29 protein-coding genes are annotated in these 26,274 nt (G+C 73.7%); 14 read left to right on the forward strand and 15 right to left on the reverse strand.

Annotated elements, in window-relative coordinates; genetic code table 11:
* Window positions 1–8: 8 nt before the first annotated feature.
* The 3 genes from ACIBHY_RS04055 (at window position 9) to ACIBHY_RS04065 (ending at window position 2,548) form a co-directional block, all read left to right on the forward strand.
* Complete coding sequence (locus ACIBHY_RS04055) at window positions 9–1,394, forward strand: selenium-binding protein SBP56-related protein (RefSeq protein ID WP_397305883.1); 1,386 nt, start codon at window positions 9–11, stop codon at window positions 1,392–1,394.
* Window positions 1,391–1,987, forward strand: coding sequence for a hypothetical protein (locus ACIBHY_RS04060; RefSeq protein WP_379612811.1), 597 nt, complete (start codon window positions 1,391–1,393; stop codon window positions 1,985–1,987). Before ACIBHY_RS04055 ends, ACIBHY_RS04060 begins: the two co-directional genes overlap by 4 nt.
* Window positions 1,988–2,050: 63 nt before the next feature.
* Window positions 2,051–2,548: a hypothetical protein gene (locus ACIBHY_RS04065; RefSeq protein WP_397246679.1), complete on the forward strand. Its 498-nt coding sequence runs from the start codon at window positions 2,051–2,053 to the stop codon at window positions 2,546–2,548.
* 66 nt (window positions 2,549–2,614) lie between these two features.
* On the opposite strand, the gene ACIBHY_RS04070 is transcribed toward ACIBHY_RS04065, so the two are convergent.
* The gene (locus ACIBHY_RS04070) at window positions 2,615–3,040 is read right to left on the reverse strand and encodes a hypothetical protein (RefSeq protein ID WP_397246681.1); all 426 of its coding nucleotides are present in this window, start codon (window positions 3,038–3,040) and stop codon (window positions 2,615–2,617) included.
* A gap of 268 nt (window positions 3,041–3,308) precedes the next feature.
* A complete protein-coding gene (locus ACIBHY_RS04075) occupies window positions 3,309–3,905 on the reverse strand; it encodes a TetR/AcrR family transcriptional regulator (RefSeq protein ID WP_397305884.1) in 597 nt (198 codons plus the stop codon).
* 67 nt (window positions 3,906–3,972) lie between these two features.
* Between ACIBHY_RS04075 and ACIBHY_RS04080 the strand changes: the two genes are divergently transcribed.
* The 6 genes from ACIBHY_RS04080 to ACIBHY_RS04105 all read left to right on the forward strand — a co-directional run bounded on the left by ACIBHY_RS04080 (window position 3,973) and on the right by ACIBHY_RS04105 (window position 7,892).
* Window positions 3,973–4,839, forward strand: coding sequence for an SDR family oxidoreductase (locus tag ACIBHY_RS04080; RefSeq protein WP_397305885.1), 867 nt, complete (start codon window positions 3,973–3,975; stop codon window positions 4,837–4,839).
* Between the two features lie 63 nt (window positions 4,840–4,902).
* A complete protein-coding gene (locus tag ACIBHY_RS04085; RefSeq protein WP_397305886.1) occupies window positions 4,903–5,232 on the forward strand; it encodes a DMT family transporter in 330 nt (109 codons plus the stop codon).
* Between the two features lie 21 nt (window positions 5,233–5,253).
* A complete protein-coding gene (locus tag ACIBHY_RS04090) occupies window positions 5,254–5,574 on the forward strand; it encodes a DMT family transporter (protein WP_397246689.1) in 321 nt (106 codons plus the stop codon).
* A gap of 220 nt (window positions 5,575–5,794) precedes the next feature.
* Complete coding sequence (locus tag ACIBHY_RS04095) at window positions 5,795–6,181, forward strand: hypothetical protein (protein WP_397305887.1); 387 nt, start codon at window positions 5,795–5,797, stop codon at window positions 6,179–6,181.
* Window positions 6,178–6,633 carry a MarR family winged helix-turn-helix transcriptional regulator gene (locus tag ACIBHY_RS04100; RefSeq protein ID WP_397305889.1) on the forward strand — a complete coding sequence of 152 codons (456 nt, stop codon included), beginning with the start codon at window positions 6,178–6,180 and terminating at the stop codon, window positions 6,631–6,633. Before ACIBHY_RS04095 ends, ACIBHY_RS04100 begins: the two co-directional genes overlap by 4 nt.
* A 35-nt stretch (window positions 6,634–6,668) precedes the next feature.
* The gene (locus ACIBHY_RS04105; protein ID WP_397305890.1) at window positions 6,669–7,892 is read left to right on the forward strand and encodes an ion channel protein; all 1,224 of its coding nucleotides are present in this window, start codon (window positions 6,669–6,671) and stop codon (window positions 7,890–7,892) included.
* Here ACIBHY_RS04105 and ACIBHY_RS04110 read toward each other — a convergent pair.
* Window positions 7,873–9,012: an epoxide hydrolase family protein gene (locus ACIBHY_RS04110; protein WP_397246697.1), complete on the reverse strand. Its 1,140-nt coding sequence runs from the start codon at window positions 9,010–9,012 to the stop codon at window positions 7,873–7,875. The genes ACIBHY_RS04105 and ACIBHY_RS04110 overlap by 20 nt on opposite strands.
* 108 nt (window positions 9,013–9,120) lie before the next feature.
* Here ACIBHY_RS04110 and ACIBHY_RS04115 point away from each other — a divergent pair, with 108 nt between their 5' ends.
* From ACIBHY_RS04115 to ACIBHY_RS04130, 4 genes are all read left to right on the forward strand, one after another.
* Window positions 9,121–9,420, forward strand: coding sequence for a hypothetical protein (locus tag ACIBHY_RS04115; RefSeq protein WP_397305892.1), 300 nt, complete (start codon window positions 9,121–9,123; stop codon window positions 9,418–9,420).
* A gap of 61 nt (window positions 9,421–9,481) precedes the next feature.
* On the forward strand, window positions 9,482–10,576 hold the full coding sequence (locus ACIBHY_RS04120) for a sensor histidine kinase (RefSeq protein ID WP_397305893.1): 1,095 nt from the start codon (window positions 9,482–9,484) through the stop codon (window positions 10,574–10,576).
* Entirely contained in the window at window positions 10,564–11,208 is a 645-nt protein-coding gene (locus ACIBHY_RS04125) for a LuxR C-terminal-related transcriptional regulator (protein ID WP_397305894.1), read from the forward strand. Before ACIBHY_RS04120 ends, ACIBHY_RS04125 begins: the two co-directional genes overlap by 13 nt.
* Window positions 11,209–11,235: 27 nt before the next feature.
* Window positions 11,236–12,321, forward strand: a complete 1,086-nt coding sequence (locus ACIBHY_RS04130) for a serine hydrolase domain-containing protein (protein ID WP_397305895.1) — start codon at window positions 11,236–11,238, stop codon at window positions 12,319–12,321.
* Here ACIBHY_RS04130 and ACIBHY_RS04135 read toward each other — a convergent pair.
* From ACIBHY_RS04135 to ACIBHY_RS04155, 5 genes are all read right to left on the reverse strand, one after another.
* Window positions 12,269–13,477: an MFS transporter gene (locus ACIBHY_RS04135; RefSeq protein ID WP_397246705.1), complete on the reverse strand. Its 1,209-nt coding sequence runs from the start codon at window positions 13,475–13,477 to the stop codon at window positions 12,269–12,271. The genes ACIBHY_RS04130 and ACIBHY_RS04135 overlap by 53 nt on opposite strands.
* Complete coding sequence (locus ACIBHY_RS04140) at window positions 13,474–14,445, reverse strand: ABC transporter substrate-binding protein (protein ID WP_397305956.1); 972 nt, start codon at window positions 14,443–14,445, stop codon at window positions 13,474–13,476. The genes ACIBHY_RS04135 and ACIBHY_RS04140 overlap by 4 nt, the downstream gene beginning before the upstream one ends.
* A gap of 5 nt (window positions 14,446–14,450) precedes the next feature.
* Window positions 14,451–15,242: an ABC transporter ATP-binding protein gene (locus ACIBHY_RS04145; protein ID WP_397305896.1), complete on the reverse strand. Its 792-nt coding sequence runs from the start codon at window positions 15,240–15,242 to the stop codon at window positions 14,451–14,453.
* 1 nt (window position 15,243) lies between these two features.
* Window positions 15,244–16,266 (reverse strand): FecCD family ABC transporter permease, encoded by a 1,023-nt coding sequence (locus ACIBHY_RS04150; protein WP_397246709.1) that lies wholly within the window; start codon window positions 16,264–16,266, stop codon window positions 15,244–15,246.
* 80 nt (window positions 16,267–16,346) lie between these two features.
* Window positions 16,347–16,493 carry a hypothetical protein gene (locus tag ACIBHY_RS04155; protein ID WP_397246711.1) on the reverse strand — a complete coding sequence of 49 codons (147 nt, stop codon included), beginning with the start codon at window positions 16,491–16,493 and terminating at the stop codon, window positions 16,347–16,349.
* Between the two features lie 106 nt (window positions 16,494–16,599).
* Here ACIBHY_RS04155 and ACIBHY_RS04160 point away from each other — a divergent pair, with 106 nt between their 5' ends.
* Complete coding sequence (locus tag ACIBHY_RS04160; RefSeq protein WP_397305897.1) at window positions 16,600–17,787, forward strand: N-acetylglucosamine-6-phosphate deacetylase; 1,188 nt, start codon at window positions 16,600–16,602, stop codon at window positions 17,785–17,787.
* Here ACIBHY_RS04160 and menC read toward each other — a convergent pair.
* Genes menC through ACIBHY_RS04195 form a run of 7 tightly spaced genes read right to left on the reverse strand, consistent with a single transcriptional unit; the run spans window position 17,777 to window position 26,274 of the window.
* Entirely contained in the window at window positions 17,777–18,886 is a 1,110-nt protein-coding gene (menC, locus tag ACIBHY_RS04165; RefSeq protein WP_397305898.1) for an o-succinylbenzoate synthase, read from the reverse strand. The two genes, ACIBHY_RS04160 and menC, sit on opposite strands and share 11 nt — an antisense overlap.
* On the reverse strand, window positions 18,883–19,647 hold the full coding sequence (locus ACIBHY_RS04170; protein WP_397246717.1) for a GNAT family N-acetyltransferase: 765 nt from the start codon (window positions 19,645–19,647) through the stop codon (window positions 18,883–18,885). The genes menC and ACIBHY_RS04170 overlap by 4 nt, the downstream gene beginning before the upstream one ends.
* Window positions 19,648–19,701: 54 nt before the next feature.
* Window positions 19,702–21,270, reverse strand: coding sequence for a PucR family transcriptional regulator (locus ACIBHY_RS04175; RefSeq protein ID WP_397246719.1), 1,569 nt, complete (start codon window positions 21,268–21,270; stop codon window positions 19,702–19,704).
* Window positions 21,267–22,802, reverse strand: coding sequence for an amidohydrolase family protein (locus tag ACIBHY_RS04180; RefSeq protein WP_397305899.1), 1,536 nt, complete (start codon window positions 22,800–22,802; stop codon window positions 21,267–21,269). Before ACIBHY_RS04180 ends, ACIBHY_RS04175 begins: the two co-directional genes overlap by 4 nt.
* A gap of 54 nt (window positions 22,803–22,856) precedes the next feature.
* Window positions 22,857–24,551: an oligopeptide/dipeptide ABC transporter ATP-binding protein gene (locus ACIBHY_RS04185; RefSeq protein WP_397305900.1), complete on the reverse strand. Its 1,695-nt coding sequence runs from the start codon at window positions 24,549–24,551 to the stop codon at window positions 22,857–22,859.
* Entirely contained in the window at window positions 24,548–25,342 is a 795-nt protein-coding gene (locus ACIBHY_RS04190) for an ABC transporter permease (protein WP_397246725.1), read from the reverse strand. The genes ACIBHY_RS04185 and ACIBHY_RS04190 overlap by 4 nt, the downstream gene beginning before the upstream one ends.
* Window positions 25,339–26,274, reverse strand: coding sequence for an ABC transporter permease (locus tag ACIBHY_RS04195; RefSeq protein ID WP_397246727.1), 936 nt, complete (start codon window positions 26,272–26,274; stop codon window positions 25,339–25,341). Before ACIBHY_RS04195 ends, ACIBHY_RS04190 begins: the two co-directional genes overlap by 4 nt.

The raw sequence follows: 26,274 nt of genomic DNA on the forward strand, positions 1-26,274 counted from the left end.
CTGGAGGTATGGCGCTCTGGACCCCTGATCCCACCTTCTACCCATCGCCCCGCGACGCTGCCGCGGGGCCGCCCGAGAAGCTCGCCTACGTGGCCGCCTTCGACCGCAAGGCCGAGCGGCCCGACGCGATCGCCGTCCTCGACACCGACCCCGGCTCGGCCACCTACGGCGAGCTCGTCGGCTGGACGGACCTGCCCCACACCGGCGACGAGGTGCACCACTTCGGGTGGAACGCCTGCAGCAGCGCCCTGTGCCCGTCGGCCCCGCACCCGCACACCGAACGACGCTACCTCGTCGTCCCCGGGTTACGCAGCTCCCGGATCCACATCTTCGACACCAAGGACCGGATCAGCCCGGAACTGGTCAAGGTCATCGAAGCGGACGAACTGGCAGCGAAGGCCGGGTACTCGCGACCGCACACCGTGCACTGCGGGCCCGACGGGCTCTACGTCTCCGCGCTCGGCGGGGCCGACGGGCAGGACGGGCCGGGCGGCATCGCCGTACTGGACCATCGGACCTTCGAGGTGCGCAGGCGGTGGGAGAGTGAGCGCGGGCCGCAGTACCTGGCCTACGACTTCTGGTGGCACCTCAACCACGACGTGCTGATCACCTCGGAGTGGGGCACGCCGTCGATGATCGAGGACGGGCTCGTCGGCGAACTGCTGCTCGGGCGCAAGTACGGTCACCGGCTGCACGTCTGGGACCTGCCCAAGGGCCGCCACCTGCAGGAGATCGACCTGGGCGACCAGTACCAGATGCCGCTGGAACTGCGCCCCGCCCACGACCCCACCCAGCAGTACGGCTTCGTCGGCGTCGTCACCAGCGTCGAGGACCTGTCGGCGTCGGTCTGGCTGTGGTACCGCGAGGGCGAGCGGTTCGCGGTGCGCAAGGTCATCACGATCCCCGCCGAGCCCGCCGACGCCGCTGACCTGCCGCCGCTGCTGCGGCCGTTCGGCGCGGTGCCTCCACTGGTCACCGACATCGACCTGTCGGTGGACGACCAGCGCCTCTACGTCTCCTGCTGGGGCACCGGCGAGCTCAAGCAGTTCGACGTCGCCGACCCCTTCAACCCGGTCGAGATCGGCTCGCTGCGCGTCGGCGGCGTCACCGGCCGTACCCCGCACCCGGCCCGCCCCGGCCTGGAGTTGCGCGGCGGCCCGCAGATGGTCGAGGTCAGCCGCGACGGCAAGCGCGTCTACCTCACCAACTCCCTGTACGGCGCCTGGGACGACCAGTTCTACCCCGAGGGCGTCGGCTCCTGGCTCGCCAAGGTCGACACCGACGCGTTCGCCTTCGACGAGCGGCTGTTCGTCACCGACTTCCGCGGCCTGCGCCCCCATCAGGTCAAGCTTCAGGGCGGCGACGCCTCCTCCGACTCCTACTGCTTCCCGTGACGGTCGCGGCGATCCTGCTGCTCGGCGCCTTCCACGGGCTCAACCCGGCCATGGGCTGGCTGTTCGCCGTCGCCCGTGGCCTGCAGGAGCGCTCACGCGGACGCCTGCTGGCCTCCCTGCCCGCCATCGCCGCCGGTCACCTGGCGTCGGTGGCGCTGGTGGCCGTGGTCGTCGCCGTCACCGGCTCGCTGGTCACCGGTGGCGCGCTGGCGATCGGCGGCGGCGTCCTGCTGGTCGGCTTCGGCCTGTGGCGGCTGCTGTCCGACCGGCACTTCCGGTGGGCGGGGATGCGGCTGACCCTGCCGCAGCTGGCCGGGTGGTCGTTCCTCATGTCCTCGGCGCACGGGGCCGGGCTGATGCTGCTGCCCGTCTTCTCCGGCATGCACGAGCACGGCCACGCCATGAGCGGCGGCCTCGGCGCCGCCGGTCTGCACACGCTGGCCATGTTCGCCGCGGCGGCGGTGACGGCGGTCCTCGTGTACGAGCTCGCCGGCCTGACCATCCTGCGCCGGGCGTGGTTCAACGTGGACCGCATGTGGGCGGCGGCGCTGGTGGCGGCGGGGGTGATCACGCTGGCGCAGGCCGTGCTCTGAACCTCGACAGGATCTCGACAAACCCTGCGGGAGCATCCCACACCGGCTTGATGTGCTGGCGCCGTGACCCTGACACGACGGCGCGGGCCGGAGCCACGCGAGGTGCGCTGGACCTTCGGCTGCGCGTTCCCGGCGGTCATCGCGGTGCTGTGCTCGACGACGGGGACGCTGCTGGAGATCCGCCTGGCGTGGTGGGCGCGGGCCAACTGCCTGGGCGGCGAGCGGTTCGCGCTGGTCGTGTCCAGTGTGTTCTGGGCCCTGGGGCGGATCATCGTGTTCCCGGCCGTCTCGATCGCGTCGGCCTCGATCGCGCTCCTGTTGCTGCTGGTGGCGCGGGCGCGGTTGCTGCGGCGGTGGTGGCTGGAGCCGTTCCTGCTGGCGCTGGTCGTCGTGATCTCGTTCGCCGGGCCGGTGGCGCTGGCCGTACACGACTATGACACGGTACGCGCGTGCGGGCGGACGCTTGCCGCCTCACCACAACATGGCGCTCACCAGTCCGAGAAGGAGCAGGGCGGCGGCGACGCGCATGACCCATGTGACCATGCGTCAACCATAGGTTGACGTTCAACGCCCGTCAACCCAACGTTGACGGACAGGCCGGGGGGTGGGAGGGTGCCTGCCCGGGGCCTATCTTCGGCCCGATCCGGCTCGTGGTCGTTCCACCTGGTCGCTGAACGGGGTGCCGGTGCCGCCGTCGTCGTAGGCGACGGTCAGGCGGATCCGTCCTGGAGTGTCGCCCGGACTCCGGGCGAGCGTGATGTCGGTGACCGTGCCCGGTCTGCCGCCGACGATGACCTGGTCATCGACGGCGAAGCGGCTCATCTGGCCGCGGTCGCGCCGTACCCACATGCCTATCTCACGCAGTCCGAGCTTTCTCGGCTCGGTGCGGCCCGGCTTGCGGAGGGTCGCTGTTTCGGGAGCTGATCCGGAGAACGCCACCCAGATCTCCCAGTCATCGCGGACGAGCGTCATCATCGGCCCGTCCCCGTCGTACTCGCTGACAACCTGCCAGCCGCGTTGCTGCGCTTTGGTCTCTAACGCGTTCGGATTCATTGTGACCTCCTCGTGCGCCGAATCGTTACCTTCCTAGTAGAAGAGATGGGGCGTGTGGTCGAAGTAAACAGACGGTCGATATTTGGTTGTGCCCTGGGGCGAGGCGCCTACGCGTAGCCGTTCCGGCACTGTTCGCCACCTCGCAAGACACCCTTCTACCTGCGCTTTGTCCACATGGCAGCGCTTCGGTGGACAGAGAGGCCAATGTCACAAAGATTGGTCACACCTGCCGGACCGGATCGGGGTGCCGACGAGCGCCCGGCCGGGATCAGGGGGCGGGGAAGCCGGCGCCGGCCAGGGTCAGGGCGTGGCGCATGGCGTCGGTGCGGGCCGACGGGACGGCGTCCTGGGAGGCCACGGCGCTCACGGCGCCGACGCAGGCGCCCAGGTGAGCGGCGCAGTGCAGCATGTCCAGCCCGGGGTAACGCCCGGCGATCGCGTCGAGGATGCGCGTCTGCACCCCATGCAGGCGTACGGCCAGCGACGGCGGCATCCCGCCCGACTCCCGCGCCACCAGCACCCGGACCGGCGCCAGCGCGTCGATGTTGGTGTCGGCCACGTCGAGGGCGTCGACCAGCGCCTCCACCGCCCGCTGCACCGCCTCCCACGCCGTCGTCCCGGCGGGCAGCGCGGACACGCGGGCGACCGCGATCTCCACGTACCGCTCGATGTGGTGGAACAGCACGTCCTCTTTGGAGGCGAAGTGCAGGAAGAACGTCCGCGGCGCCACCCCGGCCAGGTCCGCGATGTCGGCCACCGTGGTGCGCGCGAAGCCCTGGCCGGTGAACAGCTCGGTCGCGGCCCGCACGATCGCCTCCCGGGTCATCCGCCGCTTGCGATCCCGCAACCCCGTCGATTTCGGCATGCCGCACACCCTATCGCCTTTCGCTACATTAGTGCATAAATGCATAAGTGCAGCGAAAGGATGAACGATGACACGCACCTACGTGGTCACCGGCGCCGACACCGGCATCGGGGCGCTCACCGCGGACCTGCTGGCCGAGCGCGGGGACAGGGTGATCCGCTGCGGCGTGGCGGAGAGTGCCGACGTCCGCGCCGACCTCGGCACCGCCGACGGCAGGGCCGCGCTGGTCCGGGACGTGGAGCGACTGGCCCCGTCGGGCGTCGACGGCCTCGCGCTGGTGGCCGGCATCGCCGCCCCCACGGAGGCGACCGTCCGGATCAACTACTTCGGCACGCTCGCCGTCCTGAACGGCCTGCGCCCGCTGCTCGCGCGATCGAGCGCGCCGCGCGCGGTCGTGGTGTCGTCCGCGTCGTCGCTGTCGGCGGGCGACGGCGACGTGGTCGCCGCGTGCCTGCGCGACGACGAGGCCGCCGCGACGGCGGCGGCCCGGCGCGCGATCGCCCGGGGGAGGGGCGGCGTGCTCTACCGCTCCACCAAGATCGCTCTCAACCGGTGGGTACGCCGCGCCGCCCCCGGCTGGGCCGGATCCGGCATCCCGCTCAACGCCGTCGCCCCCGGCATCGTCGGCACCGAGAGCGCGCGGACCACCATGCTCGCCACCCCCGCCCAGGCCAAGCTCATGGCCGAGGCCCTGCCGCAGCCGCTCGGCTTCCCCGGCCCGGCCGACGCCGTGGCCGAGGCGCTGGCCTGGACGATCGGCCCGGCCAACACGTTCATGACCGGCCAGATCCTCTACGTCGACGGCGGCGCTGACGCCACCCTGCGCGGCGATGCCCCGTACGCCGACGGTGTCTCGTACGGCCCGGTGGCGATGGCCAGGATGATCTATTGGTCGCTGGCGGCCAAGCTCCAGGCGCGCAGAGCCACGGGTTGACTTAATTTGCTTGCACATACATACTTCTGTCTCAGTCGCTTGTATGTGCAAGGAGTTTTCCTCATGGCATGGATCTATCTGCTCGTGGCCTCGGTCTTCGAGGTGGTGTTCGCGCTGGGCACCAACGCGACCAACGGCTTCACCGAACTGGTGCCCTCCATCGTGACGATCGTCGCCGCGGCGGGCGGCATCTTCTTCCTCAGCCTGGCCCTGAAGACCCTGGACGTGGGCGTCGGCTACACCGTGTGGACCGGCATCGGCGCCACCGGCACCGTCGTTCTCGGCACGCTGATCTTCGGCGAGTCCATGAACGTCTGGAAGGCGGTCGCCTTCGTCCTGATCATCGGTGGCGTCCTCGGGCTGAAGCTGTCCGACAAGCTCGCCGCCGCCTGACCCTTAAGGAGCACACCCATCATGGCCTGGTTCTTTCTGGCGCTCGCCGTCGTCTTCGAAATCGCCTTCGCCCTCGGCACCAACGCCACCAAGGGCTTCACCAAGTTGTGGCCGTCGCTGTTCACGATGGCGGCCGCCGCCGGTGGCATCTACTTCCTCAGCCTGGCCCTGAAGACCCTGGACGTGGGCGTCGGCTACACGATCTGGACCGGTCTCGGCTCGATCGGCACCGTCATCCTGGGCGCCCTGATCTACAAGGAGAAGATCACGCTGCCGAAGGTGCTGTCGTTCGCCTCGATCATCCTCGGCGTGATCACCCTCAAGATCGCCTCAGGGCTCTGAGGTCGCAGCCGGACCAGGGTCGTCCCCCGCTGCCCGCTGTTCAACTGGGCGGCCAGGCCGCCCTCGGCGACGGTGCGCGGGAAGGCGAAGGGGCCCTCGCGCACCCACCGGCCGTAGTGCTCGATCCAGCCGGGATCGCTGTCGTCAGGCGTGGTGAACCCGCGGCGCGGCACCGTGTGTTCCGCGCTAGATATATGCGAATCGCATATAATATCGAGGCATGAGCACATCGGAGCGGACAGAGGCGGCCGTGGGCCGTTGGCACGAGGTCGTGAACGGCGGGGACCTGGACGGCGTGCGCGCGGTCGTGGCCGACCCCGTCGTGGTCAACGGGCCCAAGGGGTCGGGGCCCATCACACCCGGCGACTTCGCCGACTGGATCGTGCGGTCGGGGATCCAGCTGCGTCCCCGCTCATGGCACCCGGTCAGCGAGCGGGTCGTGGTCGTCGAGCAGGACGCGCGCTGGCCGCACGACGGTGAGTGGAGCAGGGTCGCGACCGTGTTCCGGGCCGGCGGGGACCGGGTCTCGGCCGCGCTGCGCTTTCCCGACCTGCGGGCGGCGCTCGAGTTCGCCCGCCTGTACGCCGACCTGGCCGCGACCGAATGAGCGAGCCGGGACCCGGACAGGCGCTGTTCCACTTCGTGCGCCACTGGTCGCGGCGGTGGAACGCGGGGGCCGAGCGCGGGCGCGACGTCATGGTGGCCGAGGCGGTCCACGCGCTGGACGGGCGGCCGGAGATCACCGTCAACGAGGTGGCGGCCGAGCTGGGGCTCGACCAGTCGGGCGCCTCCCGGCTGGTCGCCCAGGCGGCCGGGCGCGGCTACCTCGCCGTCACCGCCTCGGCCGCCGACGGGCGGCGCCGTACCGTCGAGCTGACCGGGAGCGGACGGGAGCTGCTGCGCGACGCGCACGCCTGGCAGGAGGCGGTCTTCGCCAGGCTCACCGGCGACTGGACCCCGGAGGAGCGCGCGGACTTCCACCGCGCGATGCTCCGGCTGATGAGCCGCTCACCGGAGTTCACGGCAGGGCTCGCGGGCGAGAAAGTTACGCGGGCTTGATCTTGTCTAGAGGGCGGCCAGGCAACTGACAGGGCATGACCCAAGGCCGACCCGCCGCGGCGCTGGCCCGGCTCGCGTTGCCCGCGCTGGTCGTCGGCGTCGCCTGCAGCCTCATCCTGATGGTGGTCGACGTCGCCGCCGAAGCGCTGCAGGAGGTGCTGTGGCACCACCTGCCCGCGGCGCTGGGCCTGGACGGCGCCGCGCCCTGGTGGACGCTGGCCATTCTCACCCTGACCGGCCTGGCTGTCGGGCTCGTGGTGTGGAAGATCCCCACGGGCCCCGACCCGGCCACCGAGGGACTGGTGGGCGAGCCGCTGCCGGTGTCCGTCGTTCCCGGCATGCTGCTGGCCACCGCGCTCACCCTCGCCGGCGGCGTCAGCCTCGGACCGGAGAACCCGATCACCGCCGCCAACATCGCCCTGGCAGTCGCGGTGGGCGTGCGCCTGCTTCCCGGCATCAAGGCGCCGGTCTGGCTGGGCCTGGCCGCGGCCGGGACGATCGGCGCGCTGTTCGGCACGCCCGTGGCCGCCGCGCTGATCCTGTCGGAGCTGACGCTCGGCCCGAAGGACGTGCCGCTGTGGGACCGCCTGTTCGCGCCGCTGGTCGCGGCCGGCGCCGGGGCGATCACCACCGTCCTCATCGCCAGCCCGGTCTTCCACCTGGGCCTGCCCGACTACTCCATACAGCCCTTCGACCTGCTCAGCGGCATGGTCATCGCGTGCGTGTCGGTCCTCGCGGGGCTGGCGGCCGTCTACGCCTTCCCGCACGTCCACCGCCTGTTCCACCTCATCCGCCACCCCGTGCCCCGGCTGACGCTGGCCGGCGTGGCGCTCGGCGTCGCCGGGATGATCGGCGGCCAGATCACCCTGTTCAAGGGCCTGGCGGAGATGAAGGAACTGGTCGCCTCCTCCTACGGCGCCGCCTCCCTGGCCCTGATCATCCTGGTGAAGCTCGCCGCCCTCCTCATCGCCGCCACCGCGGCCTTCATCGGCGGCCGGATCTTCCCCGCGGTCTTCATCGGCGTCGCGCTCGGCCTGCTCGCCTCCGCCCTGGTGCCCGGCGTGCCGCTGCCGCTGGCCGTCGCCTGCGGCGTGCTCGGCGTGACCCTCGCCGTGACCCAGCAGGGCTGGCTGAGCCTGTTCATGGCCGTGGCCGTCGTCACCGACCTCGACCTGATCCCCGTGCTCTGCCTGGCCCTGCTGCCCGCGTGGCTGCTGGTCACCGGGCGCCTTCAGATGATCATCGAAGAGAAGACGTGAAGAACGCCCGCAGGTCGGCGACCAGCAGCTCAGGCCGCTCCATCGACAGGAAGTGGCCGCCCTCGCCGAGTTCGGTCCAGCGCACGACGTTGTGGTCGCGCTCGGCCCACGGCCGGATCGTCACGTCGTGGGCCGTGACCAGCACCCCGGTCGGCACCTCGCCGCGCTCGGGCGCGTCGCCCCATTCGACGGCCGAGATCTCCTCGTAGTAGATCTGCGCCGCCGAGCCCGCCGTGCCGGTCAGCCAGTAGATCGAGACGTCGGTCAGCATGCTGTCGCGGTCGATGCTCTCCTCCGGCAGGCCGTCCTCCGGGAGGGTGAGCTCCTTGAACTTCTCCATGATCCAGGCGAGCTGGCCGGCTGGCGAGTCGTTCAGGCCGTAGGCCACGGTCTGCGGGCGCTTGGAGTTGCACTGCAGGTAGCCGTCGTTGAAGTTCTCCATGCGCTCCCACCGGCCCCGCTCGAGCGCCGACAGCCCGTCCATCTCGCCCTCGGCGCCGGCCGGGAACGTGATCATCCCGTTCATGTGCACGCCGACCACGCGCCCCGGATCCTGCCTGCCGATCGCCGGGGCCACCCAGGAGCCGGTGTCGTAGCCGTGCGCGCCGTACCGGTCGTAGCCGAGCTCGGCCATGAGGCGCACGAACAACCCCGCCATCCTGGCCGCGTTCATGCCCGGCCCCGCCAGCGGCGTCGAGAACCCGAAGCCCGGCAGCGACGGGATCACCAGGTGGAAGGCGGCCGACGGGTCGCCGCCGTGGGCGCGCGGGTCCGACAGCGGGCCGATCACGTCGAGGAAGTCCGTCACCGCGCCCGGCCAGCCGTGCAGCAGGAGCAGCGGCGTCGCGTCCGGCTCGGGGGAGCGGACGTGCAGGAAGTGGATGTTCTGCCCGTCGATCGCGGTGAGGTACTGCGGGTGCTCGTTGAGCGCCGCCTCGTGCGCCCGCCAGTCATAACCGGTACGCCAGTAGCCGGCCAGCTCCCGCAGGTACTCCACCGGCACGCCCCGGCTCCAGCCGACGCCGGGCAGCTCGTCGGGCCAGCGGGTCGCGGCCAGGCGGGCGGCCAGGTCGTCGAGCCGCGCCTGCGGGATCTCCACGCGGAAGGGACGGATGCTCATCGCTGTTCCTCTCATTCGGTCGTTCACCCCTTGGGCGCGAGACGCGCTCTGGCATCCGCTAGATCCGATGTAGCGTGACGGCCTCAGCGGCTGACGGACAGGACCGCCTTGCCGGGGACGTTCCTGCCGAGCAGGGCGGCCGCCTTCCTCGGCGGGCTGTGCGCGATCGCGGAAGGCAACGCCGTCCTGCTCTCGGCGCACGAGCAGGCCTGCGCGGACGACAAGTTCACCGACCCGAGCCACCTCTTCTGGCACGCCCACCTGACTTCCCTGCTGGAAGGCGCGGGCCCCGACCCCGGCTTCCTCGCCCACGCCCTGCTCGCCCTCTTCGACGGCGCGCTGACCCGGCACGTGGGACCGGGCCGCTTCACCGACTCCGTCAAGAACCTCGCCGCCACCCTGATCTAGCCCGCGAAGGTGAAGCAGGCTGTAGTGACGGTGCCCAGGCGTGGCCTGGAGACTGGGCGGCATGCGCGAACGATCGACCGCGGTGTGGCGCGGGCTTCGATATCTGCTGGTCAACCTGGTCTGCGGGCTCGCCACCCTGCCGCTGTTGCCGCTCGCGGCGCTCCCGGCGGCGGCGCCCGCGTTACGGCGGTGGGCGGCCTGGAACCGGCGGCGCGCGGCGGCCCTCCTCGGGGTTCCCGCTCCGCTCACGGGCCCGGGGCGGTGGTGGGGCCCCGAGTTCGCGCTCACCGGGGCGCTCATCGGGTTCGCCGCCTTCCTCGCCGCCGGCAGGGTCGTGGCGGTATCGGTCTGGTGGCTGTACCCGGCGGAGCGGCCGCTCGTGCTGCTGGCGCCGGTGGACGGGTGGGGGCCCGCGCTCGGGTTCGGCGCCCTCGCGCTGGCGCTCCTGGTCGCGGGAGCGCCGCCGGTGGCCCGCCGGCATGCCCGCCGGACCCTGGCCGGGCCCGCCGACCTGGACCGGCTCACCGAGCGGGTCGCGGAGCTGGGTGAGAGCCGCGCCGCCGTACTGGACGCTCATGGGGCGGAACTGCGCCGCATCGAACGCGACCTGCACGACGGCACCCAGGCCCGGCTGGTCGCGCTGGCCATCAGGCTCGGCGTCGCCAGGGAGGCGCTCGGCGAGCGCGGACCGGTCGCCGGCCTGCTGCGGGAGGCGCACGAGGGCGCGGAGGAGGCGATGGTGGAGCTACGCGAGGTGATCCGCACCATGTACCCGCCGATCCTGGCCGACCGCGGGCTCGGCGGCGCGCTCGCGGCGCTCGGCGCACGGTGCGACGTCCCGCTCGACCTGCGCCTGGACAAGGCCGGCGACCTGCCGGCCGCGCTGGAGGCCGCGGCGTACTTCATCGTGGCCGAGGCCCTCACCAACGTCGCCAAGCACAGCCGCGCGAGCCGGGCCGCCGTCCGCGTCGAGCGCGCGGGCGGCATCCTGCTCATCGAGGTCGCCGACGACGGCGTGGGCGGCCTGGACGAGACGCGCGGCACCGGCGTCGTCGGCATCCGCCGCCGCGCCGCCGCCCTCGACGGCGCGCTCCGGGTGAGCAGCCCGCACGGCGGCCCGACGCGCTTGGTGGTGGAGCTGCCGTGCGCGTCGTGATCGCCGAGGACAACGTCCTGCTGTCGTCCGGGGTCGAGCTCCTGCTCGCCGCCAAGGGCATCGACGTGCCGGAGACCGCCACCGACGGGCCCGGGTTCGTCGCCGCCGTGCGGTGCCATCGCCCCGACGTGACCATCGTGGACGTACGGCTGCCGCCCACCTTCCGCGACGAGGGCATCAGGGCGGCCCTGGAAGCCCGGCGCGCCGTCCCCGGCCTGCCGATCCTGGTGCTGTCGCAGTACGTCGAGCGCGTCTACGCCCGCGAACTGCTCGCCGACGGCGGCGGCGCGGTCGGCTACCTGCTCAAGGACCGCGTCGTCCGGGTGAGCGAGTTCGTCGCCGCGCTGCGCACGGTCGCGGCGGGCGGCACCGTCATGGACCCGGAGGTCGTCGCCCAGCTCATGTCCGGCCGCGAACGCCGCATCGACGCCCTCACCGCCCGCGAGCGCGAGGTCCTCACGCTCATGGCGCAGGGCCGCGGCAACGCCGACATCGGCGCCCGGCTCACGATCACCGGCAGCGCCGTGCACAAGCACATCGGCAACATCTTCACCAAGCTCGGCCTGCCGCCCGAGGAGGGCGGCCACCGCCGCGTGCTCGCCGTCCTGGCCTTTCTCGGCAGCGAGCGCTGAAAACCCCCACCATCGAAGGAGCTCTCCTTGCGTGTCTTCGCGCGCTTCACCGCGGCCGCACTCGCCGCCGCGACCCTCCTGTCCGCCGTCCCCGCGGCCGCCACCGGCGGCGTCCGCGCCGAGTTGCGGCGCCATCTGCGGGACGCGGTCGCCGGCGGTTCGCTCGCCGTCCTGGCCGAGGTGCGAACGGCGGGCCGTACACACAGGCTGGCCGAAGGCAGGATCCGGTACGGCCGGTCGCAACCGGCCCAGGCGGCGGGCAGATTCAGGATCGGCAGCCTGACCAAGGCGTTCACCGCCACCGTCGTCCTGCAACTGGCCGCCGAGGGCCGCCTCGCCCTGGCCGACCCGCTCGCCAGGTGGCTGCCCGGCGCCGTCCGCGAGGGCGAGCGCGTCACGCTGAGGGACCTGCTGCGGCACACCAGCGGCATCCCCGACTACTTCCCCACGCTCCTCGACGCCGCGGGCAACCCGCGCGAGCCCCTGCGCACCTGGCGCGAGCAGGAGCTGGTGGGCCTGGCCGAGAAGCTGCCCCGCACCCCCGAAACGTTCTCCTACTCCAACACCAACTACGTGCTGCTCGGCATGGTCATCCGGGCTGTCACCGGACGCGGCTACGCCACGGAGATCACCGAACGCGTCATCAGGCCCGCCGGGCTGACCCGGACGTCCGCCCCGGACACGGTGCCGTCGATCAAGGGCCCGCACCCGCACGCCCACGCCCTCACCGGCGGCGTCGTCACCGACATCACCGCGCTCAGCCCGACCGTCCTCGGCGCGGCCGGCGGCATGGTGTCCACCACCGCCGACCTCAACCGCTTCATGCGCGCCCTGCTCGGAGGAGAACTGCTGCCGCCGGCCTGGCTCGCCGAGATGAAGAAGCCCCTGCCCGGCGGCTCCTACGGGCTGGGCCTGGCGAGCGTCCGGCTGCCCTGCGGCACCTTCTACGGCCAGGCCGGCGGCGTCGCGGGCTACTTCGCCGCCGCCTTCCGCAGCGAGGACGGCCGGCGCGAGGTCGGCCTGGCGGCCACGCCGTACACGGGGGACCCGGGCCGCGCGCTCAACACCCTGCTGGCCCGGACCGCCTGCGAAAGTGGCGAGCCGTCGGCGTGAGGGCGGCGGCCGCCGGGGCCAGGAAGCAGACCAGGGCGCAGGCCGCCAGCACCGGGGCGGCGCCGAAGGACTCCATGGCCGGGGCCAGGACGGCCAGGCCGACGGGGGCCAGGCCGTAGGAGAGCAGGAAGTCCAGCGACGAGACCCGCGCGAGCAGGCGCGGCTCCACCTCGCGCTGCGTCGCGGTGAACCACGGCACGTTGAACAGCTCGATGCCCAGCCCCGCCAGCAGGTACGCCCCCGCCACCAGCACCGGGCGCACCGGCAGCAACAGGCTGAGCGGCGCGCAGCCGTACAGGCCGAGACCGAGGAACGCCGCCCACCCCTGGGAGCGCGGCCGCCAGCGCGCCATGAGCAGTGCCCCCGCCAGCGCGCCCGCGGTGTAGGCGGTCAGGGCGGCGGCCAGCACCGCCTCCGTGCCGTAACGGTCGCGGCTGATCAGCGGGAGCGCGACGCCCGTGACCGAGTAGCCGGTGAAGACGACGGCGGTCAGCGCGGCCAGCCCGGCCAGGAACCACGGATGCCGCCGCGCCTCGCGCACGCCCTCGGCGAACTCCCTGAACAGCGCCACCGGCGCGGCGGCGGGTGCGGGGCGGCGGCCGCGGGGCGGCAGGAACGCGGCCAGCAGCCACAGCAGGCCGGTGCCGGTCAGCAGCGCCCAGGTGTCCAGGACGGTCGCGAGCAGCGCCGTCGCGGCGGGCGCCGCGAGCGTGGTGGCCCGCACCGCCAGCGTGATGGCGGCGTTCGCGCGCTGGCGCCCGTCCTCGTCGACCACCTCCGCGGTCAGCGCCTGGAAGGCGGGCCGGCAGGCGCCCTGGCCCGCGCCGGCGACCGCGGCGGCCACGCTCATGAGCAGGAGCGAGCGGCCGAGACCCAGGGCGATGACCGGCGTGGCCAGCGCGGCGGCCAGCCCCGCCCACAGGACGACGGCGCGGCGCGAGTACCGGTCGGCGAGCACGCCGCCGAGCGGCACCGCGAGCAGGAACCCGGCGGTCCTGGCGGCCAGGACGATTCCGAGGCCGGTCGCGGTGAGGCCGCGGTCGAGGACCGCCAGCGCCAGCACGAACGGCAGCGCCCACGTCGCCAGCCCGGAGGCGGTCGTGCCCGCCCACAGCCGCGCGAACGCCGGGTCGCGCAGGACGGTCGCCGTGCTCACCCGGGCAGCCCGCGCAGGTAGGCGGCGAAGCCCTCCAGGCCGTCGATGTTGCGCGGCCCGCTGATGCCCTCGTTGTAGTCCAGGACGTGGAAGCGGTTGTGGACGACGGCGGGCAGCTTGGCCGTCACCGGCGACTCCTTCAGGAACCGGATCTTCTCCGCGGCGGGCCGGTCGCCGTAGTCGAGGATGATGATGACCTCGGGTTGGGCCGCCACGACCGCCTCCCAGGTGACCTCGCTCCAGCGGGCGTCCAGGCCGGCGAAGACGTTGCGGCCGCCGGCGAAGCGGATGATGTCGTTCGGCGGCACCTGGCCGCCGGCGGTGAAGGGCTTGTCGGTGCCCGAGTCGTAGAGGAAGACGGGCACGGGCTCGCCCTTCGGCGCCTGGGCGCGTACCGCCTCGACCCGCTTTCTGTAGCCGGCGACCAGCGCGCGGGCGCGGTCCTCGACGTGGAAGATCTGGCCGAGGCGTTCGAGGTCGGTGTAGAGGCCCTCGAACGGCTCGACGCGTTCGGGGAAGCCGGGGTAGTTGAAGCACGACTCGGCGTGCATGAAGCTCTGGATCTTCAGCCCGTCCAGGATGGCCGGGGTGATGCCGCGCTGGTCGCTGAAGCCCGAACGCCATCCGGCCACCACGAAGTCGGACTTGGCCTCGACGACCAGTTCGCGGTTGAGCAGGTCGTCGCTGAGGAGCTTGACCTTCGCGTACTCGGCGGCCCAGGGCGACTCCTCGACCGGCGGGTTGGCGGGCGGCATCACGTAGCCGTGCACGTGCGCGGTGAGCCCGAGCGCGAACATCTTGTCCGCGCTGCCCGCCTCGTAGACGACGGCGCGGCGCGGGGTCGTGTACTCGACCTCCTGCCCGCACCGCTTGACGCGCGCCTTCTCCGATACGGCGGCGCCGCCCTCGACCCGGGCGCCGCAACCGGCGAGCAGCAGGGTCCCGGTCAGGGCGCAGGCGGTCAGCATGCGGTTCACGCGGTGGTTCCTTCCAGATGGGCGGATCCCAGGTCGTACAGGACCTGGGGCACGCCGGTGAGGGGATGGGGGACGACGCTGGCCTCGACGCCGAAGACGTCGCGCAGCAGCGCCTCGGTGAGGACCTCGCCGGGTGTCCCGGCGCTCACGAGCCGGCCGCCGGACAGCACGGCCAGCCGGTCGCAGGCCGAGGCGGCGAGGTTGAGGTCGTGCAGGGTGACCAGCGCGGTGTGGCCGGCGGCGCGCAGCAACGACAGCAGCCTGATCTGGTGGTGCAGGTCGAGGTGGTTGGTCGGCTCGTCGAGGATGAGCACCCGCGGCTCCTGGGCGAGCGCGCGGGCCACGAGCACCCGCTGGCGCTCGCCGCCCGACAGCGACAGCACGCCGCGCCCGGCCAGGTGCGCGACCTCCATGCTCTCCATCGCCCGGCGGCACACGTCGCGGTCGTGCGCGCCCAGTGCCCGGTTGCCGCGCAGATGCGGGACCCGGCCGAGTGCCACGGTCTCCTCGACGGTGAAGTCGAGGTCGGTGTGACCCTCCTGGGTGAGCGCGCCGACCAGCCGGGCGGACTCGCGCATCGGCATGGCGGTCACGTCCCGGCCGTCCACGCGCACCGCTCCGGCGCTCGGCCGCAGCGCGCGGTACACGCAGCGCAGGGTGGTGGTCTTGCCCGAGCCGTTGGGGCCGATCAGGCCCACGACCTGGCCGGGCGCGACCGTCAGGCACAGGCCGCCGACGAGGTCGGCCGCGCCCGCGGAGACGGACAGGCCGTCAAGGAGCAGGGTCATGTCAGGCCCGGCCGAACAGGTAGCCGCGCCGGCGCAGCAGCGTGACGAACACGGGCACGCCGACCAGGGCGGTGATCACGCCGATCGGCAGTTCCCTGGGCGCGACCACGGTCCGCGCGAGGAGGTCGGCCCACACCATGAAGATCGCGCCGGCCAAGGGGGCGATCGTGAGCACGCGGGTGTGGGCGGCGCCCACCAGCAGCCGGACCAGGTGGGGCATGACCAGGCCGACGAAGCCGATCGCGCCGCTGACCGCGACCATCGCCCCGGTGGCCAGGGAGGTGAGCACGAACAGGCCGCGGCGCAGCCGTACCGTGTCGACGCCGAGGCCGGCGGCGCTCTCGTCACCCTGCGCGAGCACGTCGAGGCGGCGGCCGAGCCCGCGCAGGACGACGAGCGCGGCCAGCGTGACGGCGGCGATGACGGGCAGGGCGCCCCAGGTCGCCGCGCCGAACCCGCCCATCGACCAGTACAGGACCGTGCTGGTGGCCTCGCCGTCCGGCGCGAAGTAGACGATCACGCTCATCACGGCCTGGAAGCCGAACGCCGCCGCCACCCCGGTCAGCACGAGCCGCAGCGGCGCCAGGCCGCCGCCCTGCCGGGCGACGAAGTAGACGAGGGCGGAGGCGAGCAGGGCGCCGAGGAAGGCGCCGGCGCTGACGGCGTAGATGCCGAGCGCGGTGAGCGCGCCGGTGACGCCGACCAGCACGGCGCCGGCCGAGGCCCCGGAGGAGACGCCGAGCACGAACGGGTCGGCCAGCGCGTTGCGCACCATGGCCTGGATCGCCACGCCGGCCGCGCTGAGCCCGGCCCCGACCAGCACCGCGAGGATCACGCGCGGGGTGCGCACCTGCCAGACGATCTGGTACGTGGTCACCTCGTCCGGCGTGATCGCGGCGCCGGACAGGGCCGCCCAGAGGTAGCGCAGGGTCTGCCCGGGCGGCACCGCCGCGGCGCCGACGCCGATCGCCAGCAGCACCGAGACCGCGAGGACCGCGGTCAGTAAGAGGACAAGGGATCGCAAGATTGACTCCGATAACGACAATCATTTTCACGCGACCCTATCACCGGCGGAGCGGCCCGGGGGACGGCTACATGATCAGCTCAGCGCCTCCCTCGCAGCCGGTCCAGGAAGCCCCTGGCCTTCTGCCGTGTGCGGGGGTCGCGGGCCAGCCGCTTCGCCTTCTCGACGTTCTGCCTGCCACGCGGGCTGCGCAGGTACGCGCGCACCCGATCGATGATGGTCGCCATGCGCCTCCCCCTACCCCCGTGGAGCGGTCTATGCGCCGGGCGAGATCTTGATGGGCACGGAACGGGTGAGGTAGACAGGGGTGCCCAACCGTCGCGAGAGGACCCCATGAGCCGCTACGCACTGGTCGGCGCCCGGGTCGTGCTGGCCCGCACGATCGACGCCGACCTGGCCGTGCTGGTCCGCGACGGCGAGATCGAGGCGCTGATGCCGTACGGGCAACTGCCGCCCGGCCTCACCCGCCTGGACGCGGGCGGGCGCTACCTGACCCCCGGCCTCATCGACCTGCACACCCACGGCGCCGCCGGGCACGGCTTCGACACCCCGGACGCCGCCGGGTACGACGCCGTCCTGGCGGCCCACGCCCGCTCCGGCGTCACCGCGGTGCAGGCGTCGCTGGCCACCTCCGCGCTGTCACACCTGGCCGAGTGCCTGTCCTTCGCCGCGGGCTACCGCCCGTCCGGCGTCCGGCTGATCGGGGTCCACCTGGAAGGACCGTTCCTGGCGCCGGAACAGGCCGGGGCGCACGACCCGGCGCTGCTGCGCCATCCCCGGCCGGAGGACGTGAAGGCCCTGCTGCGGGCCGGGTCGCCGACGATGGTCACGCTCGCCCCCGAACTGCCGGGCGGGATCGCGGCCACGCGGGCGTTCGCCGGGGCGGGCGCGGTCGTGGCCATCGGGCACAGCCAGGCGGCCGGGGCGGAGTTCGCCGCCGCGGTGGCCGCCGGGGCCACGCACCTGACCCATCTGTGGAGCGGGCAGTCCGCGCTGCGCCGCGAGGGGCCGTGGCGGGTGCCGGGACTACTGGAGGAGTCGCTCGCCTCCACCGGGCTGAGCGCCGAGGTCATCGCCGACGACCGGCACCTGCCGCCCGGACTGCTGCGCATCGCCTACCGGTGCCTGGGCGGGCGGCTGACCGTGGTCTCCGACTCGACGCCGGGGCTGGGGCTGGCGGACGGCACGCCGTACCGGCTGGGCAATCTGTGCTGCGTCGTCGAGGACGGCGTCGGCATGCTGCCCGACCGCACCGCCTTCGCCGGGAGCACGACCGGGCTCGACCGCATGCTCGGCCACCTGCGCCGGGCGGCCGGGCTGAGCGTGCCCGAGACCGTCGCCACCGCGACCCGGGTGCCTGCCGCGGTGCTCGGGCTGCGCCGCCAGGGCACGCTGCGCCCCGGCGGCCACGCCGACCTGGCCCTGCTCGACGACGACCTGACCGCGCGGGCCACCGTCGTCGGCGGACGCTGGCTCATGGACCTCGACGGCGTGGCCGGTGAAGGGGAGCTCACGCGCTGAGCGGGATCCACTCCACGCTCGTGGTGCACGCCTCCAGCGCCTCGGGATCGGGCGCGACGCCGATGCCGGGGCCTTGCGGCACGGGCAGTTCGCCGCCGTCCAGGACGAACGGGCGGGTGATGTCGCGGTGGTAGTAGCGCTCGGTGGCCGAGATGTCGCCCGGCAGCGTGAAGCCGGGCAGGCTGGCCAGCGCCAGGTTGGCAGCCCTGCCCAGGCCGGTCTCCAGCATGCCGCCGCACCAGACGGGCACCCCGTTGGCCTCGGCCACGTCGTGCACCCGCCGGGCCTCCAGGTAGCCGCCGACGCGGCCCGGCTTGATGTTGAGGATCGAGCAGGCGCCCGTCCTGATCGCCTCGGCGGCGTCGCGGGCACTGGTGATGCTCTCGTCCAGGCACACGGGGGTGTCGAGGCGGGCGGCGAGCGCCGCGTGCGAGCGCAGGTCGTCCGGCGCGAAGGGCTGCTCGATCAGCGTCAGCCCGTACGCGTCCAGCTTGGCCAGATGCCGCAGGTCGGCCGGGGTGTAGGCGGTGTTGGCGTCCACGGTCAGCATCACGCCGGGGCCGAACGTCTCGCGCACCGCCCTGACCGGCTCCAGGTCCCAGCCGGGCTCGATCTTCAGCTTGATCCGGGCGTAACCGGCGGTCAGGTGCTTGTCCACGGTGTCCAGCAGCGCGTCCACGCTCTCGGCGATGCCCACCGAGACGCCCACGCGCACGCGCCGCCGTACCCCGCCGAGGTGCTCGGCGAGGCTGACGCCGTGGGCCCGCAGCCAGCAGTCCAGCACCGCCGTCTCCACGGCGGCCTTGGCCATGACGTGGCCGCGCAGATGCCGCAGGGCCGGCCCGACGGCGGCGGGGTCCAGGCCGGGCGACGCGAGAGCCGGCAGCGCGAAGCGCCGGATCAGGTCCGCGGCTCCCGCCAGGTACTCGGGGGAGTAGGTCGGCTCGTCCTCGGCCGCGCACTCGCCCCACCCCTCGGTCTCGCCGCTCACCACGCGCACGAGCAGCGCGCCGCGCTCGTGCTGCGTGCCCAGCGAGGTGCGGAACGGGCTGACCAGCGGCAGCGCCACCTCACGCAGTTCGACGCCGTCGATCTTCACTTCTCGCCTCCCCTGGCCAGCAGGTACCATCCGCCGCGGGTGAACCCGGTGACCTCGTAGCCCCGGGCCAGCGCGCCGCCGAGCCCGTCCTCCATCGCCGCGCGCCACCGCAGCGCCTCCCGCGGCTCGGCCGCCCGCAGCGCCTCCACGTCGGCCGGCGTCGCGCACCGCAGCACGCCCGCGTCGTCATGACCGTGTACGGTCCCCGACTCGTCGACCACGACCACGCCCCGCTCGGCCCCGTCGGGCGCGGGGGAGGGGTCGGCGGTCCACGTCGGCCAGGTCACGAACAGCCGGTCGGAGGGCCCGCCGTCGTTGATGCCGTCGTGCATCGGCCCGTAGAAGTCGGGCAGGTACGCCGCCACCCGCGCGCCCAGCCTGGCCAGGTTGAAGAACGCGTTCCTCCTGACCAGCGGGTCGAAGGTCCAGGAGACGGCGTTCAGGCCGCGATCGGCCGCCCACGCCCGCTGGTGCTCCTTCAGCGCCCTGCCGACGCCACGCCCGCGCGCGCCCGACGCCACGCCCGCCACGTGCGAGTGCAGGCTGCGGTCGCCCGCGATGAACCCGGCCGCCACGCCCGCGAGCTCGCCGTCCAGGAAGGCGCCGCCCACGTACCCGCCGGTGTGGGCGAAGGCGCACATCAGGTCGAGCGCGAGCGGCGGGTCGTCGCCGGGTCTGGTCCCCCAGACCTCGCGCAGCAGTCGGTCGGCCCGCCGCAGCGCAGCGGTGCCGTCAAGGGAACGGATGAGGAGTTCGGCCATGGACCACAGCATCGCGGCGCGCGCCCGCGCGGGCGTTGGCGTGCGCGCCCAACTTCACCCGCCCGCCTTTGTGGCGCCGCTCAGCCGTAGCTGCAGGGCCAGCACCAGGCGGGTGTCCGGGTCGTCGAGCGCGATCAGCTCGCCGATCCTGCGCAGCCGGTAGCGCAGCGTGTTCGGGTGCAGCGACAGCAGCTCGGCGGCCCGGGGGACGTCGTAGTGGGCGCCGATCCAGACGGCCAGGCTGCGTACGTAGTCGGTGCCGTGTCTGGCGTCGTGGCCGGAGACGAGGTCGAGCGGCTCGCCGTACAGGGAGGGTTTGGGGCGCAGCGCCGCGTCCACGTCCATGAGGAACAGCGCGGCCGACAGCTCCCCGTGCGCGCCGACCGGCTCCTGGGCGAACGGCCCGCAGACCGCCCGCAGCGCCTCCTCGGCCTCGCGGGCGCCGGCCGGCACCCCGCCCACGCTGTTCGCGGTACGGCCCAGCCCCGCCCGCCACCCGCCGCCCAGGCGTTCGCTCACCCTGGCCAGCGTGTCCAGGGTGATCCGGCGCAGCAGCGGCGCGCCCGCCTCGGCCGCGACGATCGCGTAGGCGCGGCCCCTCGCCACGCCCGCCGCCGCCCTGATCCGGTAGGCCAGGTAGGCGGTGCGCAGCATGTCGGCGGCGTGGGCGGCGGCGAAGGCGTCGGCGGTGCCCGCGTACGGGCCGAGCGTCACCACGGTGAGCGGCTCGCCGGGCAGCAGGCCGAAGGAGGTGGCCAGCTCGTCCACGGCGCCGACGCCGCGCAGGAGCCAGCCCAGGCACTCGTCGCGCCGCCGCCGCGCCTCGTCGGCGGCCAGGTTGATGCGCGCCAGGTGCGGCGCCGCGGCGGCGGCCGCCTCCATGAGCGCCACCTCGGCGTCGGCGGCCAGGGGCTGGTCGGCCTGCACCGCCCAGATCGTGCCGAGCGCCTCGCCGTGGGCGCGGATCGCGATGGCCAGGCGCGGGTAGAACTCGCGCGGCACGTAGCTCCAGACCGCTCCGTCGGCGCGCAGCACGCCCGCGTACTCCTCGGCGTTGGTCGGGTGCTCGGGCACCCTGCGGCCCAGGATGCCCTCCTTGCGCAGGTCGTCGATGCGCTGGCCCTCCACGGTGGAGTAGGCGAGCACGCGCATCGCCAGGTCCTCGATCGCCACCGCGCCGCCCACCTTGCGGGCCACCTCGTTGGCCAGCGCGAACAGGTCGGCGGCGCGGGTGCCGCCCGGGTCCTGGGCCGGGCCGACCAGCGCGAGGAGGGCGTCGATGAGCGTGTACAGCTGGCCCCACGACAGCTCCGGCGGCACGGCCAGCAGCGCGGTGCCGGCCGCCCGCGCCGCCGCGGCCAGCGCGTCCGGGTCGCAGGTGCCGGGCTTGACGAACACCGCGGCCACCCGGCTCTCGCCCGCGCGGGCCAGGATCTCGGCCGAGGGCCGTCCGGTCACCAGCAGCGCCGCCCCGTCGAGCCCGGCCAGCGCCTCTTCCGAGTCGTAGATGACCGGCGAGCCGACCAGCGGCTCCCTGCCGCGCGGCAGGGCCAGCGGGCGCGCCACCTCGGGCCCGAGGCTGTCGACCAGGACGCCCAGCGTGACCCGCCCGCCGGCCGTCACCGGGCTCCTCGCCTGAGGATCCGGCCGTGCCTGCCGCCGGTGAACTCGCCGTCGGCGATCACCTGGTGCCCGGCGAGGAAGACGTGCTCGACGCCGGTGGGCCGCACATCCGGCTGCTCGTAGGTGCCCGCGTGGCCGATCCGGTCCCGGTCGAGGACGACCACGTCCGCGATCGCCCCGGGCGCCAGCCAGCCGCGGCCCTCCAGGCCGAACTGGGCCGCCGCGGCGGAGCTGACCTTGCGGATCGCCTCGGGCAGTTCCTCCTCGGTGACGTACTCGCCCAGGTAGACGGGGAAGGCGCCGAAGGTGCGCGGGTGGTTGGGCCCGATCGGCGGTCCGCCGTCGGAGCCGACCGACACCAGCGGGTCGGCCAGGAAGGCGCGCAGGTCGCTCTCGTGCATGGTGTGGAAGACGCCGGAGGCCTGCGGGTCCAGCCGCACCAGGTCGCACAGCGTCTCCCACGGGTCGCCGCCCAGGTCGGACAGGCGCTTGCCGGCGATGCCCGGGTCGGTGTGCGTGAGGATCTGCACGTCGGCCGGGTGCAGCTCGCGCCAGATGCCGACGCCGGTGCCGGTGTCCGGGCTCTCGGCCAGCGCGCGCAGCGCCGCCCGCTCCGCCGGGTCGGCGAGCCTGGCCAGCAGCGCCTCCTCGCCGCCCTCGCACGCGGCCGGCGGCAGCACCGCCACCAGGCCGGTGCCGAAGGCGAGGTAGGGGTAGACGTCGGCGCGCACGTCCACGCCCTCGCGCCGGGCGCGGGCCAGCTTGTCCAGCACCATCGCCGACGCGCCGTGCACCGCCCGTCCCGACGCCTTGCAGTGGGAGACCTGCAGCCGCACGCCCGCCCGCCGCGCCACCGCGATCGCCTCGTCGAGCGCGTCAGCCAGCCCCTCGCTCTCACTGCGCATGTGCGTCGCGTACGGCAGGCCCCACCGCTTGCCCACCAGCGCCAGCGCGACCAGCTCGTCCACGTTCGCGTAGGCGCCTGGCACGTACTCCAGGCCGCTGGAGAGCCCGGCCGCGCCCGCCTCGAAGCTCTGGGCGGCCAGCTCGCACATGTGCTCCAGCTGCCGCGGCGTGATCTCGGCGTTCATGCCCGAGGCGGCCAGGCGCAGCGTGTTGTGGCCGACCAGGACGGCGAGGTTGTTGCTCGGACCGGCGGCCTCGGCGGCGTCGAGGTAGTCGCCGAACGCGCGGAACTCGTGGCTCGACAGCAGCGAGGGCATGAAGCCGCCGGTCGCCGGGTCGGTGGGGCCGCAGGAGAAGCCGCAGTTGCCGACGATCTCCGTGGTGACACCCTGGAAGAGCTTGAACGGCTGTGGCTCGTCCAGGAAGGGCACGGTGTCGGAGTGGCTGTGCGGGTCCACGAAGCCCGGGGCGACGACGAGCCCGGAGACGTCGATCACCCGGCGGGCGGGGCCGAGGCCGCGGCCGACCGCGGTGACGCGGCCCCCGGTGATCGCGACGTCGGCGGTCCGGGGCGGGCCGCCGAGGCCGTCGTGCACGGTCCCGTCGCGTAGTAGCAGGTCATGCATGGTGAAAGACTCCCCTGCCCGGTGTCGCGGGCGCTAGTGAGAAAGGCTGAAATGTCATGGGATAGCTGGTACGGAGGCCAAGAGGCGGCGCGTGTAGTCGTGAGCAGGGGAGTCGAGGACCTCGGCGGTGCCGCCGCTCTCCACCACCTCGCCGCGCGAGAGCACCACCAGCCGGTCGGCCAGCTGCCTGACCACCGCGAGGTCGTGGGTGATGAACAGCATGCTGCCGCCCACCTCCCGCAGCAGCTCCAGCACGTGGGCCTGGACCGAGACGTCGAGCGAGGCCACGGGCTCGTCACAGATCAGCAGCTCGGGCCGGACCGACAGCGCCCTGGCGATGGCCACGCGCTGCCGCTCGCCGCCCGACAAACCGGCCGGACGCCGGTCGGCGTAGGAGGAGGGCAGGCCGACGAGCTCCAGCAGTTCGCGCACGCCCAGCCTGCCTTCCTCCGGGCCCTGCGCCGCGGCCTCGGCCAGCGCGGCGCCGACGGTCATGGCCGGGTTGAGCGAGGTCGAGGGATCCTGGAAGACGCACTGCACGAGCCGGTGCCGGGGACGCACGGCGTCGGCCAGCGCGATCGTGCCCGAATCGGGAGTGGCCAGCCCGAGGACACAGCGGGCCAGCGTGGTCTTGCCCGAGCCGGAGCCGCCGACCACGCCGACGGTCTCGCCCCTGCCCACACGCAGGGAGACGCCGCCGAGGGCGACGTGCCCGCCGTAGCGTTTGCGCAGGTCGGTGACGCGCAGCACGTCAACCCCCGCCACCGGGCGCTCCGGCGGCGCGGCCTCCTCCACGCGGGGACGGGGGCGCACCTCGTGCAGGCACGCCGTGCTCCGGCCGGGACCCAGCTCGCGCAGCGGCGGCCGTTCCTCCTCGCACGCGTGCGTCGCCTGGTCGCAGCGGGCGGCGAACGCGCACGTGGCCGCCACCTCGGCGGCCGTGGGAACGCTGCCCCTGATGCCGCTCAGCCGGGCCAGGCGCCGGTCCGCGGCCGGCACCGCGGCCAGCAGCCCGGCGGTGTACGGGTGCGCGGGAGATCTGGCCAGCTCGGCGGCCGGACCCTGCTCGACGACGCGCCCCGCGTACATGACCGCGACCCGGTCGCACAGCTCGAAGGCCACCCGCAGGTCGTGGGTGATGAGCAGCACGCCCATGCCGCGCGCCGCCTGCACGCGCTTGATCAGCATGAGGATGTCGTGCTGCGTGGTGGCGTCCAGGGCCGTGGTGGGCTCGTCGGCGATGAGCAGCTCGGGGTCGCCGGCCAGCGCGGCGGCCAGCGCCACCCGCTGGCGCATCCCGCCGGACAGCTGGAAGGGATGGCGCCCGGCCACGCCGGGGTCGTCGATCCCGACCTCGGCCAGCCGCCGCGCCACCTCCGCCCGGCTCTCACGGCCCCGCAGCGACTCGGCGACGTGGGCGCCCGCCGTGCGCAACGGGTTCAGCATGGCGAAGGGGTCCTGCATGAGCAGGCTCACCCGGGTGCCGCGCACCGAGCGCCACGTCCGCTCGCGCACGCCCAGGAACTCCTTGCCGTCGAAGACCACCGAGCCCTCGGCCCGCAGCCCCTTCGGCAGCAGCCCGGCGGCGGCCCGCGCGGTCAGCGACTTGCCGCTGCCCGACTCGCCGACCAGGCCCACGGTCTCACCCGGCAAGACCTCCAGATCGACACCGTCCACGATGAGCCCAGCCCCAGGCCCGGACTCGCCCCCAGCCCCTTGCCTGGCCACGCGCAGCGCGGAGATCCTCATCGCAGCCCTCCCTTCGACAGCGACTCGAACGCCCGGTCGCCCAGCAGAGTCGCCGCGCAGGCGACCACGGTGATCAGTGCCGCGGGGGCGATGGCCGCCCACGGGTTCAGGTCGAGCAGGCCGCGGTTCTCCTCGACCATCAGGCCCCAGTCGGGCGTTCCCGCCGGCAGCCCGACGCCCAGGAACGACAGCCCGGCCAGCGCCACCAGCGCGGCCACGAAGCTGAGCAGCGCGCCGGCCACCACCGTGGGCGCGAGGTTCGGCAGCAGGTGCCTGAACATGATCCGCGCCGGCCGCAGCCCCAGCGTCCTGGCCGCCTCCGCGTACGCGAGCTCGCGCTGGGCCAGGGTGAGGCTGCGGATCACCCGGATGTCGCCCGGCGTGAACAGCACCGCCATGGCCAGGACGGCCCAGCCGTACCCGCCGCCGAGCACGCCCACGACCACGATCAGCACGAGCATGCCCGGCAGCGCGATGGCCAGGTCGACCGTGCGCATCATGACCGCGTCCACCCAGCCCCGCCGGTAGCCGGCCAGCAGCCCGAGCGAGGTGCTCAGCACCATCGTGCAGACGGCCACCACCACCGGCCACAGCAGCGCGGAACCCGCCCCGGCCAGCAGCCGCGACAGCACGTCGCGGCCCAGGTCGTCGGTGCCGAGCCAGTGCGCCGCGCTCGGGCCGGCCGCGCCGAGCGCGAGGTCCTGCGCGCCCGGATCGTACGGCGCGAGCCACGTCCCCGCCACGGCCGCCACCAGCGCCAGCCCCAGCACGCCCATCAGGATCGCCCTCATGCCCGCCGCCTCACCCTCGGGTCGACGGCCACGTAGGCCAGGTCGATGAGCAGGTTCACGGCGATCACGATCGCGCCGCCGAGCAGGACGAGCGCCTGCACCACCGGGATGTCCTTCTGGCCGACGGCGCCGATCAGCAGCGCGCCGAGACCGTGCAGCCCGAAGGCCCGCTCGATGAAGACCGAGCCGGTCAGGTTGGCCGCCAGCAGCAGCCCGCCCACGGTCAGCACCGGCAGCGCCGCGTTGCGCAGCGCGTAGCTGATCCACACGCGCCGCCTGGGCAGGCCGCGGGCTCTGGCGAAGGTCAGGAAGTCCTGCGCGGCCAGGTCGAGCGCGGCGGCGCGCATCTGCCTGACCACGATCGCCGCCTGCGCGGTGGCCAGCGCGATCGCCGGCAGCGTCAGGTGGGTCAGCCGTTCCAGCGGGGTGTCCCCGGCGCCGAAGACGGGGAACCAGCCCAGTGTGACGGCGAAGCCGTACAGCAGCAGGATGCTCAGCGCGAACGGCGGGATCGACAGCGCGGCCAGCGAGGTCAGCGTGATGCCCTGGTCGAGGGCGCCGCCGCGGCGCATCGCGGCGGCCAGGCCGGCCGGCACGCCGACCACCACCGTCAGCGTGAGCGCGTAGCCGGCGAGCGCGGCCGTGACGGGCAGCCGCTCGGCGAGCACGGCGGTGACGGGCTCGCGGGAGTAGATCGACGTGCCGAAGTCGCCGCGCACCGCGTCGCCGAGCCAGCGCGCGTAGCGGACGGGAAAGGGATCGTCGAGGTGGTACTGCTCGCGGATGGCGGCCCTGGTCTCCGGCGTGGACGGGCGGCCGCCCAGCAGCACGTGTTCGGGGCCGCCCGGCGCCGCCGCCAGCAGGCCGTAGGTGAGCACCGACAGCACGCCGAGCAGCAGGACCGCGGAGCACAGGCGTTTGACGACCGCCAT

It is taken from the genome of Nonomuraea sp. NPDC050547 (genome assembly GCF_044457345.1).
GTDB lineage: Bacteria > Actinomycetota > Actinomycetes > Streptosporangiales > Streptosporangiaceae > Nonomuraea.

Coding starts and splice junctions, on each gene's coding strand:
- ACIBHY_RS04055 (WP_397305883.1), top strand. CDS start 9: ATGGCGCTCTGGACCCCTGATCCCACCTTCTACCCATCGCCCCGCGAC.
- ACIBHY_RS04070 (WP_397246681.1), bottom strand. CDS start 3,040: ATGAATCCGAACGCGTTAGAGACCAAAGCGCAGCAACGCGGCTGGCAG.
- ACIBHY_RS04075 (WP_397305884.1), bottom strand. CDS start 3,905: ATGCCGAAATCGACGGGGTTGCGGGATCGCAAGCGGCGGATGACCCGG.
- ACIBHY_RS04080 (WP_397305885.1), top strand. CDS start 3,973: ATGACACGCACCTACGTGGTCACCGGCGCCGACACCGGCATCGGGGCG.
- ACIBHY_RS04085 (WP_397305886.1), top strand. CDS start 4,903: ATGGCATGGATCTATCTGCTCGTGGCCTCGGTCTTCGAGGTGGTGTTC.
- ACIBHY_RS04090 (WP_397246689.1), top strand. CDS start 5,254: ATGGCCTGGTTCTTTCTGGCGCTCGCCGTCGTCTTCGAAATCGCCTTC.
- ACIBHY_RS04095 (WP_397305887.1), top strand. CDS start 5,795: ATGAGCACATCGGAGCGGACAGAGGCGGCCGTGGGCCGTTGGCACGAG.
- ACIBHY_RS04100 (WP_397305889.1), top strand. CDS start 6,178: ATGAGCGAGCCGGGACCCGGACAGGCGCTGTTCCACTTCGTGCGCCAC.
- ACIBHY_RS04105 (WP_397305890.1), top strand. CDS start 6,669: ATGACCCAAGGCCGACCCGCCGCGGCGCTGGCCCGGCTCGCGTTGCCC.
- ACIBHY_RS04110 (WP_397246697.1), bottom strand. CDS start 9,012: ATGAGCATCCGTCCCTTCCGCGTGGAGATCCCGCAGGCGCGGCTCGAC.
- ACIBHY_RS04120 (WP_397305893.1), top strand. CDS start 9,482: ATGCGCGAACGATCGACCGCGGTGTGGCGCGGGCTTCGATATCTGCTG.
- ACIBHY_RS04140 (WP_397305956.1), bottom strand. CDS start 14,445: ATGCTGACCGCCTGCGCCCTGACCGGGACCCTGCTGCTCGCCGGTTGC.
- ACIBHY_RS04145 (WP_397305896.1), bottom strand. CDS start 15,242: ATGACCCTGCTCCTTGACGGCCTGTCCGTCTCCGCGGGCGCGGCCGAC.
- ACIBHY_RS04155 (WP_397246711.1), bottom strand. CDS start 16,493: ATGGCGACCATCATCGATCGGGTGCGCGCGTACCTGCGCAGCCCGCGT.
- ACIBHY_RS04160 (WP_397305897.1), top strand. CDS start 16,600: ATGAGCCGCTACGCACTGGTCGGCGCCCGGGTCGTGCTGGCCCGCACG.
- ACIBHY_RS04170 (WP_397246717.1), bottom strand. CDS start 19,647: ATGGCCGAACTCCTCATCCGTTCCCTTGACGGCACCGCTGCGCTGCGG.
- ACIBHY_RS04180 (WP_397305899.1), bottom strand. CDS start 22,802: ATGCATGACCTGCTACTACGCGACGGGACCGTGCACGACGGCCTCGGC.
- ACIBHY_RS04185 (WP_397305900.1), bottom strand. CDS start 24,551: ATGAGGATCTCCGCGCTGCGCGTGGCCAGGCAAGGGGCTGGGGGCGAG.
- ACIBHY_RS04190 (WP_397246725.1), bottom strand. CDS start 25,342: ATGAGGGCGATCCTGATGGGCGTGCTGGGGCTGGCGCTGGTGGCGGCC.
- ACIBHY_RS04195 (WP_397246727.1), bottom strand. CDS start 26,274: ATGGCGGTCGTCAAACGCCTGTGCTCCGCGGTCCTGCTGCTCGGCGTG.